This window comes from Laceyella sacchari (assembly GCF_004343255.1).
GTDB classification, from domain to species: domain Bacteria; phylum Bacillota; class Bacilli; order Thermoactinomycetales; family Thermoactinomycetaceae; genus Laceyella; species Laceyella sacchari.
The window spans coordinates 176,480-188,693 of the sequence record NZ_SMDD01000003.1; the positions used below are offsets into that span (position 1 = coordinate 176,480).

12 protein-coding genes are annotated in these 12,214 nt (G+C 53.2%); 2 read left to right on the forward strand and 10 right to left on the reverse strand.

All coding sequences use genetic code 11. The annotated features are described in order from the left end of the window. Positions 1 to 110: 110 nt before the first annotated feature. The 10 genes from EDC32_RS11175 to EDC32_RS11220 all read right to left on the reverse strand — a co-directional run bounded on the left by EDC32_RS11175 (position 111) and on the right by EDC32_RS11220 (position 9,819). Complete coding sequence (locus tag EDC32_RS11175; RefSeq protein ID WP_132222275.1) at positions 111 to 809, reverse strand: pirin family protein; 699 nt, start codon at positions 807 to 809, stop codon at positions 111 to 113. A 181-nt stretch (positions 810 to 990) separates the two neighbouring features. Then, complete coding sequence (rsmB, locus tag EDC32_RS11180; protein ID WP_022736405.1) at positions 991 to 2,355, reverse strand: 16S rRNA (cytosine(967)-C(5))-methyltransferase RsmB; 1,365 nt, start codon at positions 2,353 to 2,355, stop codon at positions 991 to 993. Next, the gene (fmt, locus tag EDC32_RS11185; RefSeq protein ID WP_035951855.1) at positions 2,355 to 3,275 is read right to left on the reverse strand and encodes a methionyl-tRNA formyltransferase; all 921 of its coding nucleotides are present in this window, start codon (positions 3,273 to 3,275) and stop codon (positions 2,355 to 2,357) included. The genes rsmB and fmt overlap by 1 nt, the downstream gene beginning before the upstream one ends. A 23-nt stretch (positions 3,276 to 3,298) precedes the next feature. After that, the gene (gene def, locus EDC32_RS11190; RefSeq protein WP_022736407.1) at positions 3,299 to 3,775 is read right to left on the reverse strand and encodes a peptide deformylase; all 477 of its coding nucleotides are present in this window, start codon (positions 3,773 to 3,775) and stop codon (positions 3,299 to 3,301) included. Between the two features lie 84 nt (positions 3,776 to 3,859). Continuing rightward, positions 3,860 to 6,355 carry a primosomal protein N' gene (gene priA / locus EDC32_RS11195; protein ID WP_132222277.1) on the reverse strand — a complete coding sequence of 832 codons (2,496 nt, stop codon included), beginning with the start codon at positions 6,353 to 6,355 and terminating at the stop codon, positions 3,860 to 3,862. Then, positions 6,342 to 7,550 (reverse strand): bifunctional phosphopantothenoylcysteine decarboxylase/phosphopantothenate--cysteine ligase CoaBC, encoded by a 1,209-nt coding sequence (coaBC, locus tag EDC32_RS11200; RefSeq protein ID WP_035951773.1) that lies wholly within the window; start codon positions 7,548 to 7,550, stop codon positions 6,342 to 6,344. Before coaBC ends, priA begins: the two co-directional genes overlap by 14 nt. A gap of 149 nt (positions 7,551 to 7,699) precedes the next feature. Further along, positions 7,700 to 7,903 carry a DNA-directed RNA polymerase subunit omega gene (gene rpoZ / locus EDC32_RS11205; RefSeq protein ID WP_022736410.1) on the reverse strand — a complete coding sequence of 68 codons (204 nt, stop codon included), beginning with the start codon at positions 7,901 to 7,903 and terminating at the stop codon, positions 7,700 to 7,702. A 16-nt stretch (positions 7,904 to 7,919) separates the two neighbouring features. Beyond that, positions 7,920 to 8,522 (reverse strand): guanylate kinase, encoded by a 603-nt coding sequence (gene gmk / locus EDC32_RS11210; protein ID WP_022736411.1) that lies wholly within the window; start codon positions 8,520 to 8,522, stop codon positions 7,920 to 7,922. A 12-nt stretch (positions 8,523 to 8,534) separates the two neighbouring features. Continuing rightward, entirely contained in the window at positions 8,535 to 8,801 is a 267-nt protein-coding gene (gene remA / locus EDC32_RS11215) for an extracellular matrix/biofilm regulator RemA (RefSeq protein WP_029071822.1), read from the reverse strand. A gap of 118 nt (positions 8,802 to 8,919) precedes the next feature. Next, positions 8,920 to 9,819 (reverse strand): YicC/YloC family endoribonuclease, encoded by a 900-nt coding sequence (locus tag EDC32_RS11220; protein ID WP_022736413.1) that lies wholly within the window; start codon positions 9,817 to 9,819, stop codon positions 8,920 to 8,922. A gap of 166 nt (positions 9,820 to 9,985) precedes the next feature. Between EDC32_RS11220 and EDC32_RS11225 the strand changes: the two genes are divergently transcribed. Continuing rightward, positions 9,986 to 11,617, forward strand: coding sequence for a putative polysaccharide biosynthesis protein (locus EDC32_RS11225; protein WP_132222279.1), 1,632 nt, complete (start codon positions 9,986 to 9,988; stop codon positions 11,615 to 11,617). A gap of 135 nt (positions 11,618 to 11,752) precedes the next feature. Further along, positions 11,753 to 12,211, forward strand: a complete 459-nt coding sequence (locus EDC32_RS11230; RefSeq protein WP_132222281.1) for an Hsp20/alpha crystallin family protein — start codon at positions 11,753 to 11,755, stop codon at positions 12,209 to 12,211. Positions 12,212 to 12,214: the final 3 nt, after the last annotated feature.

A 12,214-nucleotide genomic window follows, 5' to 3' on the forward strand; every position in this document is an offset into this window, starting at 1 on the left:
TTCGTCAAACTGGAGCAATAATCTGGAGGTAGACAGAAAAAACAGGAGACGTAGGCTAGTCGTCGCCACCGGACTAACCCGCTGTTTCGCTTCCATTTGGAATGGGATTGTTACGCCAAATCCATCCACATCAGATGGACATCACTCAGCCCTGCCACTTCAAGTTGCTCGATTCCGACCGCCCGGATGCTGTCGCCAGCCTCCAACCGCTCCCCATTTACCAAACAAGCACCCTCGATGACAAACAAAAAGAACCGCCGTCCCGGTGCTTGCTCACAGGTCAGCGTTTTGCCCGCTTCCAATGTGGCTATGCTCACGCTCACATCTTGGTGGATATGTAGCGCTTCCTCCGTCTTGTGTCCAGTCACCACTGGGATCCACATATTTTTCTGCTGCCTGACCGGAAATGCTTTTTGATCATAAGTGGGGGTGAGTCCCTGTTGCTCGGGATAAAACCAGATCTGCAACAAATGAACCGGTTGGGTGGACGAGGGATTTGTTTCAGAATGATAAATGCCGGTTCCCGCCGTCATGCACTGTACTTCGCCCGCCCGAATCACCTCTTTGTGGCCCATGCTGTCCTGATGTAGTAACTCTCCTGAAATCACATACGTGACGATCTCCATGTTGTTGTGCGGATGAAAATCAAAGCCGGTCCCTGGCGCCACGATATCGTCATTCAACACGCGCAACGACCCAAATTCCATATTGTCCGGATCATAATATGGGCCGAACGAAAAACTGTATTTTGTCTGCAACCAACCATAATCAGCTTGGTATCTTTCTTCTGAACGAATAATATTAAACACGGTTATGCCCCCTTTAACCTCCATTTTAGTATGTTGATGACAATCGATTATTACACCTGCCGCATTGGCCGCTAATCCATCTTGTTCATGCAAGCTAAAGGCTTGATTCATGAAAAAAAGGCTCTTACCGCGCTGGATATGGCGGTAAGAGACCAAACAATAACGAGACATACTAACGGTTTCACTTGATTTTGCGCATGCGTGCAATAAAGAAGCCATCGCTCCCGAAATGGTGCGGCAACAATTGAATCCATCCGTCACCGATGACAGCTCGCTCCCTCACTGCGGGTGCCAAGTTCTGGATAAACGTCGAATCCAGCTTAAACTCCGGATGGCGCTTCACAAACGACTCCACTTGCTCCCTGTTTTCACGTGGCTCCCAGGTACAAGTGCTGTAAACCAACACACCCCCGGGCTTTAGCAGAGAAGCCACTTCCTCCAGTAGCTCCCGTTGCAACTTAACCAATGGTTCAATCGCTTGCGCCTCTTTACTCCATTTGATATCTGGTTTGCGGCGGATCACCCCTAGGCCGGAACAAGGAGCGTCCAGCAAAATGGCGTCAAAAGAAGCGGTCGCAAACGAAGCACTCGCCTCACGTGCATCGGTTTGCTGTTCGGCGATAATCCCAATCCCCAACCTGTCGGCGTTGCTTCGGATCAGCTCCAATTTATGCGCGTGTATATCGCAAGCAACAATCGTCCCCTGATTCTGCATCAATTCAGCCAAGTGTGTCGTTTTCCCACCCGGAGCGGCGCAGGCGTCCAACACCCGCATCCCCGGTTGAGGGTGCAAGATCCGGCTGACCAGCATGGAACTCTCATCTTGGATGGTACACAGCCCTTCCCGGAATAACGGACTAAAGGCCGGATTTCCGCCCCGCTGAATCACCACGCCCTCCGGTGCCAAAGGCGATGCCACAGCTTCTCCCAGACCCGATTGGTTCCACTGTTCGAGGAATACTTCCCGTTTCAGCTTAAGCTGATTCACCCGGACACTTACTTTAGGTGGCGTCAGATTAGACAGGAGAGCCTGTTCCGTTTCGGCGGCGCCGTACACTTCTTCCATCCGCTTAACCATCCACTCTGGATGTGAAAGGCGGAGCGCTTTTTCTTTGAGGGTGGCAGGGCGATCAGGCAAGCGAAACTCATCCTGCCGGCGCAGATACGAGCGCAACACGCCATTCACCAAGCTGGATATACCCCGGTGCCCTCGCCGTTTAGCGATTTGCACTGCCTCATGCACCGCAGCCCGCTCTGGGATCTTGTCCAAATAGCGCAATTGGTACAAACTCATTCTTACCAACTGGCGCACCCAAGGTTGCAGGGAACGAAGCCCATTTTTCACCAAGAGGTTCCCAATCCAATCCAAGGTGTTTAAACGTGCCACGGTGCCATAGATCAATTCTGTCGCCAACCTTTTGTCGCGATCATCCAGTCCGCTGTGGTAAAGAGCCTGGTTAAGCGCCAAATTGCTGTATGCCTGATGCTGTTCCACCTGGAGCAGCACATCAAGCGCGACATCTCGGGCTGATACCGTCTTTTTCATCATGCTTCACCCAACCGTTCACCAATCTCCATCGGCCGGCCGCGCACAAACTCCGACACGGGCATGCGTTTCTTTCCTGCCGGCTGTACCTCTTTCAAAATGAGCGAGCCACTGCCAGTCGCAACCACAATGCCTTGCTCGTCCACTTGCGTCACCGTTCCCGGCGGCGCATCGGAAGGTTCATCTGTATGAATGGCCCACCAGATCTTGAGTGGTTTTCCTTTCCATGTTGTAAAGGCCACCGGCCATGGGCACAGCCCGCGCACTTGGCAGGCCAACGCTTCCGCGGGGCGGCTCCAGTCAATCCGTTCGTCTTCCCGCTTGATGTTGGGAGCGAATGTCGCCTCGCTTTCTACTTGCGGTTCTGCTTCGATCTCACCCTTTAACAGCGCCGGCAACGTTTCTTTTAACAACTCCGCACCAAGCCGACTCAGTTTCTCATGCATCGTACCCACATGGTCGTCCGGACCCACAGGAATGGCCCGTTTAGCGATCATGTCGCCCGCGTCCAATGCTTTGACCATGTACATGATGGTCACGCCCATCTCCCGTTCCCCATTGATCAGCGCCCAATGAATCGGGGCCCCACCTCGGTAACGGGGCAGGAGGGAAGCATGGACATTAATGCATCCATGCTGCGGGGCATTTAAAAGCCGCTCCGGCAAGATCTGCCCATAAGCCGCCGTTACGATCAAGTCGGGACGCAAAGCCAGCACTTCATCCAATGACGCGGGCTCTCGCAGCTTCTCAGGCTGGAGCACAGGCAAGCCCAATGCCTGTGCAGCAACTTTAACCGGCGGGGGGGTTAGCTCCCGCTTGCGTCCTTTGGGACGGTCAGGTTGCGTCACCACCCCGACTACGTGATACCCTTCTTCTACCAATGCTTGCAAAGAGGGAACCGCGAATTCCGGGGTTCCCATAAACACAATCCTCACCTGTTCACTCAATCCGCATCCCCCTCTGCATCCGGACGGTACACTCTTTCCGCCACATCGATGAAGAGGACGCCGTTCAGATGGTCGATTTCATGTTGGAAGGCCCGCGCCAAATATCCTTCTGCCTCAATCTCCATCGGCTGGCCATAGCGGTCTTGACCCTTCACTTTGATATAGTTGGCCCGGCGGACATCGCCAATCAGATTAGGGATACTTAAGCACCCTTCCGGAGGTGACAATTGTTCTCCGCGCTGCTCCACGATTTCGGGATTGACCATTTCAATCAACCCTTCACCAATGTCAACAACGATTGCCCGCTTCAAAATCCCGACTTGCGGGGCAGCCAAACCGACGCCGCGGGCATCTGCCATCGTTTCGGCCATATCATCCAACAATTTGTGCAAGCGGTCATGAAACTTGGTAACTGGCTTAGCTTTGCTCTTTAACACCGGGTCTGGGTATTGCACTATCCTGCGAATCGCCATCTGACTCTCTCCTTTATCTAATAGTTATGTTTCCGGCTGTTTGACAGGAGCCGGTCTATGGAAAATGAAATGTTCAACATCACTCTATTTTCTTTCTGCCCACAAAGTGAACCGATCTCCGCGGACAGGTTGCATGAGCTCTCCTGCATCCCGATCCACACTGATCCTGAGGTCTGGATCGTCAAACATCGCCACTGCTTCCTTAAGCAACGGTTTCAGCCTGTCCCCGTCACCCCGTTCCGCTTGATATTTCACCAGCATTTGCAACCGATAACGATCCTTTAAACGGGGGATTGGTGCAGGAACCGGACCGAGCAACTGGCACTCCGCCGGCATCCCCCTTTGAATCACTCGGGCCATCTCCTGGCTTGCACGCATCACGGTCACTTGGTCGGGATGGCTGAGCAAAATGGTAAACAAACTGCAATACGGCGGATAAGCGTGCTGTTTGCGCATGAAACTCTCTTGACGGTAAAACGCTTCCGTCTGATGAGATGCGGCTAGCTCAATACTGTAATGCTCGGCGGAGTAGGTCTGGATAATTACTTTTCCCGGCTTCTCATGCCGCCCCGCCCGCCCACTCACTTGCGTCAGCAATTGGAATGTCCGCTCAGCAGCGCGAAAATCAGGCAAGTGCAACATCGTATCCGCCGCGATGACGCCAACCAGGGTGACCTTGGGGAAATCGAGGCCCTTGGCGATCATCTGCGTGCCAAGCAGCACATCAGCCTTTCCTTCGCCGAACGAAGTCAACAAACGTTCATGCGCCCCTTTTCGGCTGGTCGTGTCCACATCCATCCGAATGACACGGATGCCAGGGAAACGGCGTACCAACTCTTCTTCCACGCGTTGCGTTCCTGTGCCGAAGTGGCGAATGTGCGGACTCTGGCAGGAGGGGCATTCTTTGGGAACCCGTTCTGCATAGCCGCAATAATGACATCGCACCGTGCGGTTCGTTTGGTGATAAGTGAGCGAAATATCACAATGGGGGCACATCAACGTTTCCCCGCACTCCCGGCACATCACGAACGTGGAGAAACCCCGACGGTTCAAAAACAACACCGCTTGCTCCCCGCGCTCAACGCACGCCAACAACTCTTCTTTTAACGTGCCGCTAAACATGGTGCGGTTTCCCTTGCGCAATTCCTCCCGCATATCCACAATCGTCACTACCGGAAAGGGTCGGCCGTGGACTCGCTCCCGAAGCACCACTCGTTCAAGTGTCCCGGAGTCAGCAAGGTAATGCGTTTCCAACGAGGGGGTAGCCGATCCCAGCACCAGGGTAGCTCCATGGTGCCGTGCCCGCCACGCGGCTACTTCCCTGGCGTGGTATTTAGGGTTTTCCTCTTGTTTGTAGGAAGATTCATGTTCTTCATCAATGATAATCAGGCCAATTTGTTTAAACGGAGCGAAGATAGCCGACCGGGCGCCAATAGCCACTTTTACTTCTCCGCGTCGGATTTTGCGCCATTCATCAAAGCGCTCGCCGCTGGACAATCCGCTGTGCAAAACGGCTACTTGATCTCCAAATCGCCCTTTAAACCGTTCGACCATCTGCGGTGTGAGCGAAATCTCCGGCACGAGTACAATCGCCTCACGCCCCTGGTTGAGCGTTTCAGCGATCGCTTGCAAATACACTTCCGTCTTGCCGCTTCCTGTGACGCCTTGCAACAGCACGGAGTGGTAACGACGTTCATGAATCGGCTTTACGATCGCCGTCAGTGCCGCCGCCTGCTCCCGTGTCAGCGGCAATGGCTCGGTAGGCTGAAACGACCGGTGTTTAAATGGGTCACGGTATTCTTCCCGTTCTTCCCATGCCAACGCCCCCATCTCCACCAGCTTTTGGACGGTGGAGCGCGCCACTCGCAATTCCGCCAGCAAAGTGGGCAGAGGAATGGCCTCCGGTTGTTTCGCAAAATAGCGAAGCACCTCTTTTTGCCGTTTGGCCCGCCCTGATAGCCGCTCCAATGTCCGATTAAGCTCATCCCTCGATTGCTTAGGCCAAACCCACATCACTTTTTGCCTCGTCACCCGGTCGCCGATTCGCTCTTCCACTCGTATCCGGCCCGCTTCTGCCAATCGGCGCAACAAGCGAGCATCACCACCAACCGCATCCAAGGCTTCATCCCATGAGCACTCTTTGTTTTCACGCAATCGGGCAAACAGCGGTACCGCCGGCAGGTCGATCAGCGAATCTGTCTCGGCAGAAGCCTCTGGCCCGAGGCTCACCACTTTTGCATAAGTCCCCTTCAACACTGCCGGCACCATGGAAGCGAGCGCTGTCATCGTATGGCATAAGTACTCATCAGCCATAAAAAAGCCCAGCTGCACCAATTCCGGCGTCAGGGGGGGCACAAAATCCAGCACATCCAATATGGCTTTGAGGCGGGGTGTTTCCGCTTCATCCTTCAAATCGACCACATACCCCAACACTTTGCGCGGGCCAAACGGTACCTTAACCCGGCAACCGATCCGCACTTCCCCACGCAAGCTTTCGGGAACCAGATAATCGAAGGGCCGGTCCGTCGCCTTGGTCGGCACATCTACGATCACCTGGGCAATGCACTTACCGCCGTTCATGCAATCGCTCTCCGATCAACTGGATAATCCGCTCGGCCACTTCGCGTTTGCTGAGCAAAGGCAGAGCGCACACTTCCCCATCCCGGTCATAGATGGTGACAATATTGGTGTCGGTGCCAAAGCCGGCTCCCGGCAGAGTGACATCATTAGCCACAACCAAGTCCTGCCCCTTGCGCACCAGCTTGGATTTCGCATACTCCGCCACCCGATCCGTTTCCGCGGCAAAGCCGACAAACAACTGGTCGGGCCGTTTGCGTTTGCCTACTTCACTCGCGATGTCCTCCGTTTTCTCCAACTCCAGCAACCATTCGGAGGAAGACTTTTTCCGCTTTGAGGCCAGCTCCACTTTCGGACGATAATCGGACACCGCCGCGGCCTTGATGATCACATCCGCTTCCGGCAGCATCCGCATGACGGCCTCTTTCATCTCTCGTGTACGGACAACATCGATTCGGGTTACGCCTTCAGGGGTAGGGAGCGAAACCGGACCGCTGACGAGGATCACTTCCGCCCCCGCAGCCACCGCCGCTTCAGCCAGGGCATAGCCCATCTTGCCGGAAGAATAATTGGAGATATAGCGGACGGGATCAATCGGCTCTTGCGTCGGCCCCGCCGTGATCAATACCTTTTTTCCCGCCAGTGGACGGTTTGTATCAAAGAAGCGTTCAACCCACGCCACGATCTCTTCCGGTTCAGCCATTCGCCCCTGCCCCACATAACCGCAAGCCAATTGCCCTTCCGCTGGATCGATGAATCGGACGCCGCGTGCCCGAAGGCGGTTCATATTCTCCTGCACAACGGCATTTTGGTACATATGTACATTCATCGCCGGCGCTACCACAATCGGGGCGAGCGTCGCCAATAGTGTTGTCGTCAGCATATCATCTGCCAACCCCATCGCCAGCTTGCCCATGAAGTTAGCCGTGGCCGGAGCGATCACAAACAAATCGGCGTGATCGGCCAAATCAATATGGTTCACCACCGCCGGATTGCGCTCATCGAACGTGTCGACGGCGACGGAATGGCGGGACAGGATTTGCATTGTCAGGGGGGTGATGAATTGGGTAGCGGAAGCCGTCATAATCACGCGAACATCCGCCCCGCGCTGGGTCAATTGGCTCGCGATCGATGCCGCCTTGAAAGCCGCGATCCCCCCTGTCACTCCCAAAACCACGCGTTTCCCTCGCATGAGCATCCCTCTTTCTTCTATCGATGCGATACCTTGCGGCAAACGCCGCTAAAAACATTGCGTTTGCGGACAGGTGTGAGCCGTCCACTCTCGAAACGGAAGCAGGGGGACGCCTCCAACTAGCATCGTCTGGAAACGTCCCCGTCTTTCAACAGTTATTTGTTTGGTGTGCGGTTGGTTGGAACAAGCAAATCCGCAGCGATCTCTTCCAAAGCGGCGCCCACGTACTTTTTGGAACGCGGCTGCAATTGCGGTTCATGGCCGTCCAACAATTGACGCGCCCGCTTGGAAGCGACAACAACCAACGAATACTTGCTGTCCGCTTTTGTCATCAACAGGTCAATAGATGGATACAGCAATCGATTTCCCTCCCATCTATTCACTAATGACCAGTCGGTCTTTTCGACAGTGTTCGGCGAGGATGATGCTCTGAATCCGTTCACACGCTTTTTCCACTTTGTCGTTAATGACCACATAATCATAGTGTTCAATTTGTTTCAATTCATCGCTCGCGGCATGCAAGCGGCTGTTTAAAGAAGTTTCCGTCTCGGACCCTCGCCCCTCAATCCGCTTGCGCAGATCTTCGAAGGTGGGAGGAACGAGAAAGATGAAGATGCCTTGTGGAAATTTCTCCTTCACTTGCAGGGCACCCTGCACTTCGATTTCCAACAGGATATCGCGGCCAGAAGCCAGCGTCTCTTCCACCACCCGGCGCGGGGTTCCGTAATAATTGCCAACATACTGGGCCCACTCGATCAATTCATCTTGTTCAATCATATTTTGGAATTCGGGCACGGTCTTGAAAAAATAATTGACCCCGTCCACTTCCCCTTCACGCGGCGCCCGGGTTGTAGCCGATACGGAATACGTAAGCTCGGGCATCCGTTTGCGCAACGCCGCGCAAACCGTTCCTTTCCCCACGCCGGATGGACCTGAAACTACAAGCAATAGTCCTTCTTTTTGATAATCGGCTCTCATAGCTAGTCCTTCCTACTCTACGATCTCTTCATGTTGTTCTTTGCTTGCCAACCGGTGCGCCACCGTCTCCGGCTGAACGGCCGACAGGATCACATGGTCGCTGTCGGTAATGATGACCGCCCGTGTGCGCCGGCCATAGGTTGCGTCGATGAGCACCCCGCGTTCGCGCGCTTCTTGAATGATCCGCTTAATCGGCGCAGAATCGGGGCTCACAATCGAAACGATGCGATTCGCTGAAACGATGTTTCCGAAACCGATATTGATTAATTTGATCCCCAAGCGTGAGTACCTCCTCGCCCATTGTCTCATATTTGTCAAATGGGGTTGCTATCTTCTCTCAAGCATCTCTTGATCCTACTACGCTATTTTAGACACTTTTTTGACGAGAATCAATGTTTTACTCCATATTTTGCACCTGTTCTTTCATTTTTTCAAGAACGCTCTTGCAATCAACCACGAAAGCGCTAATGGTGTGGAGATTGGCTTTGGAGCCGATCGTATTCACTTCGCGGTTCATCTCCTGCACCAGGAAATCGAGACGTCTGCCCACCGGCTCCGATTGTTTTAAGGCCGCTTGAAATTGTTCAGCGTGGCTTTTGAGACGGGTCAGTTCCTCAGTGATGTCTGCTTTATCCACCCAGATCGCCACCTCTGCCACCACCCGCTCCGGAGGGGTATCCACATCAGCCAGCATTTCTGACAACCGCGCCATCAACCGGGACTCTACATGCGTTTTGATCTGTGGCACTTCGGCTTCAATCTGCCCGACTATTTTCATCAGCTCTGCCAGTCTTGCGGACACATCTTCCGCCAGCCGCAATCCCTCTCGCATGCGCATTTCTTTCAAGCGGATGCATGCCTGTTCCACGGCCTTAAGGCAAATATCCTTATATTCCTCCACATCCCGTTTAACTTCTTCTATTATCCAGAATTCCGGTTTATGTATCAGGTCAGCCAAAGTCAATTGAGGTTCGATTCCCCATTTGTGTTGCAACGCGCTTCCTGCCGCCATAAAACTTTCAACGAATTGCCAATCGATCTCCACTTTTCGCTCCGGCGGTGCCATCCCCTCCAGCGAAACAAAGACATCCACTCGCCCCCGACGTACCACGGATTGCACAAGTCTCCGGATATCTTCCTCCAAAGACATCCATCCTTGTGGCAGACGCACCACCACATCTAAAAAGCGATGGTTCACCGAGCGAATCTCAGTTGTGACGCGGCATTCCGCCGTCTCCACTTCTCCCCTCCCATATCCTGTCATGCTCATTGCAGTCAGCTTCTCTTGTGTTGTCATCGCTAAACCCCACACTCTCTTCTCTCATTTCCATCCCAATTATCTCCAAAATCAAGGGGATCATCCCTATTCTTTACAATGCATTCAATTCCTGCAGGTCGAATTTATCGCCCGTTCCTGATAGAATAGTGCATTGTAGACAAAGGAATAGAAGGATGTTGACGACATGTCAAACAAATTGGTAAAAGGAACTGTTATCTTAAGTGTAGCAACATTGTTCACGAAAATCATCGGCAGTTTGTTCTGGGCGCCGTTTCAGAACATCGCCGGTGATGAAACCGTTGGGCTCTATCGTATTTCATTTCCGTTTTATACGATTCTGCTCATGATCGCTTCAGCCGGCATTCCGATCACTGTATCCAAGTTTGTGGCTGAACGTTTGTCCAACAACGATCATGCGGGAGCGCGCCGGGTGTTGAAGGCAGCATCGCTGATTTTGAGCATCAGCGGCTTCATCGCCTTCTCACTCTTGTTCTTCGGGTCTCATTTCATCGCCAACGTGATGCTGAACAACCCGGATACCGAATCCTCGCTGAAGGTACTGGCGTGTGCCATCGTGTTTGTACCGATCATGGCTGTTTACCGCGGGTACTTTCAAGGCCACCAACAAATGATGCCGACCGGGGTCTCGCAAGTCGTCGAGCAAGTGGTACGAGTGGGAACGGTGATCGGGCTCACTTACTGGATGGTCCAAGCAAACTTGCCGCAAGAGACGGTGGCGGCGGGAGCGACCTCCGGTGCTTTGACTGGCGCCATCGCCGGATTGGTGGTTGTCATGTGGTACAATAGCCGCGATCTGAAAATGGCCAGACAAGCTGGTCTAAATGCGACCAATACGAAGGAACCACTGTTTCCGCTGGCCAAAAAAATCTTGCGGTACGCTATCCCGATTTCGCTTGCGTCCTTGGTGTTGCCTTTGATCGGGCTGATCGATTCGTTCACCGTCCCCCGCCTGCTGATGGCGGAAGGCAACACAGCCAGCATGACCAATACGCTGTTTGGCATATACAGTCGAGGAGAGCCGTTTGTCAATGTGATCTCTACCTTCTCCTCCTCTCTGACATTGGCTTTGATCCCAGCCATCTCGGCCCATGTCGCCAAACAAGAGATGGCGGCGGTTGAGCACAAGACGCAACAAGCGTGGTTAATGACCACAATTATCAGCTTACCCTCCTGTGTAATGTTGGCAATTCTAGCGCGTCCGCTCAACGTGATGATGTATCAGGATGACGCCGGAACCGTCACGCTGTCCGTCTTGGCATTCTCAGCCATCTTCAGCACATTAGCTGTGACCAGTTCGGGCATTTTGCAAGGCCTTGGACACAACAAAGTGCCAGTACGCCATTTGTTGATCGGCGCCGTCTGCAAAGTCATCGGCAACTTCATCTTTATTCCGATCATGGGCATTGCTGGTTCAGCCTTAGCCATGGTGCTGGCTTACCTGGTTGTCTGTGCGCTAAACATGTGGATGGTCATTCGTGTGACGGGAGTGAAGCTCTCGCTGACTCGCCAATTTATCAAACCTGGTTTCAGCACTCTGATCATGGGGATTGCGTTGACCGGTGCTTACCTTTTCATCAACGACACCATGGATTTGGAGCACGCTTCCCGACTGACGAACACCTTGGCTGCGCTCAGCCTGTGCGTTGTTGCGGGCGTGATCTACATCATCGCACTGATTATCAGCAAAACGATCACCGAACAAGAATTGCGAATGTTCCCCATGGGAACCCGGTTGATCCGGCTGTTTACCAAATTGAAGCTGTTACGCCCTTCCAAATCGGATATCCCTGCGTGAGAATAGGGCAACAAATCTTGAAAAAGATAAAAGCTGCACTCTTTTGGAAAAGGTGCAGCTTTTTGCTTGCATATTTGACGTATACCGCTCCATACTAAGCACAAAACAACCGACGCGAAAAAAGGAGGTGACTTCATGCGCATCAGCGGACAAAATCTTCCATCCACCCATCATCCCATTACTCGATTGCATCAAGAAATCAACCGCACCTTTGAGCGTTTTTTTGAAAACCCGTTGTTCACCCACCCCATGCCACAGATACCCGCCATCCACTTCAAGGAAGAAACGGATCGGTTTGTGATCGAAGCCGAACTTCCTGGAATTGACCCCAACGTGGTTGAAATCGAAGCGCACGGCCGCTCATTAATCATCAAAGGGGAACATAAGCAAACTACTCAATCACAAGGGGAGAACATGCATCAAGCTGAGCGCAGATACAGCTCGTTTCACCGCTCGATCACCTTGCCGGAAACCGCCAACCTGGATCACGTCACGGCTGAGTACGAGCACGGGTTGCTGACAGTCACCGTGCCGAAACATGACATTCCAACCCCCCGCCGCATTGAAATCAAACAACGTAAGACTGACACGTAAAAA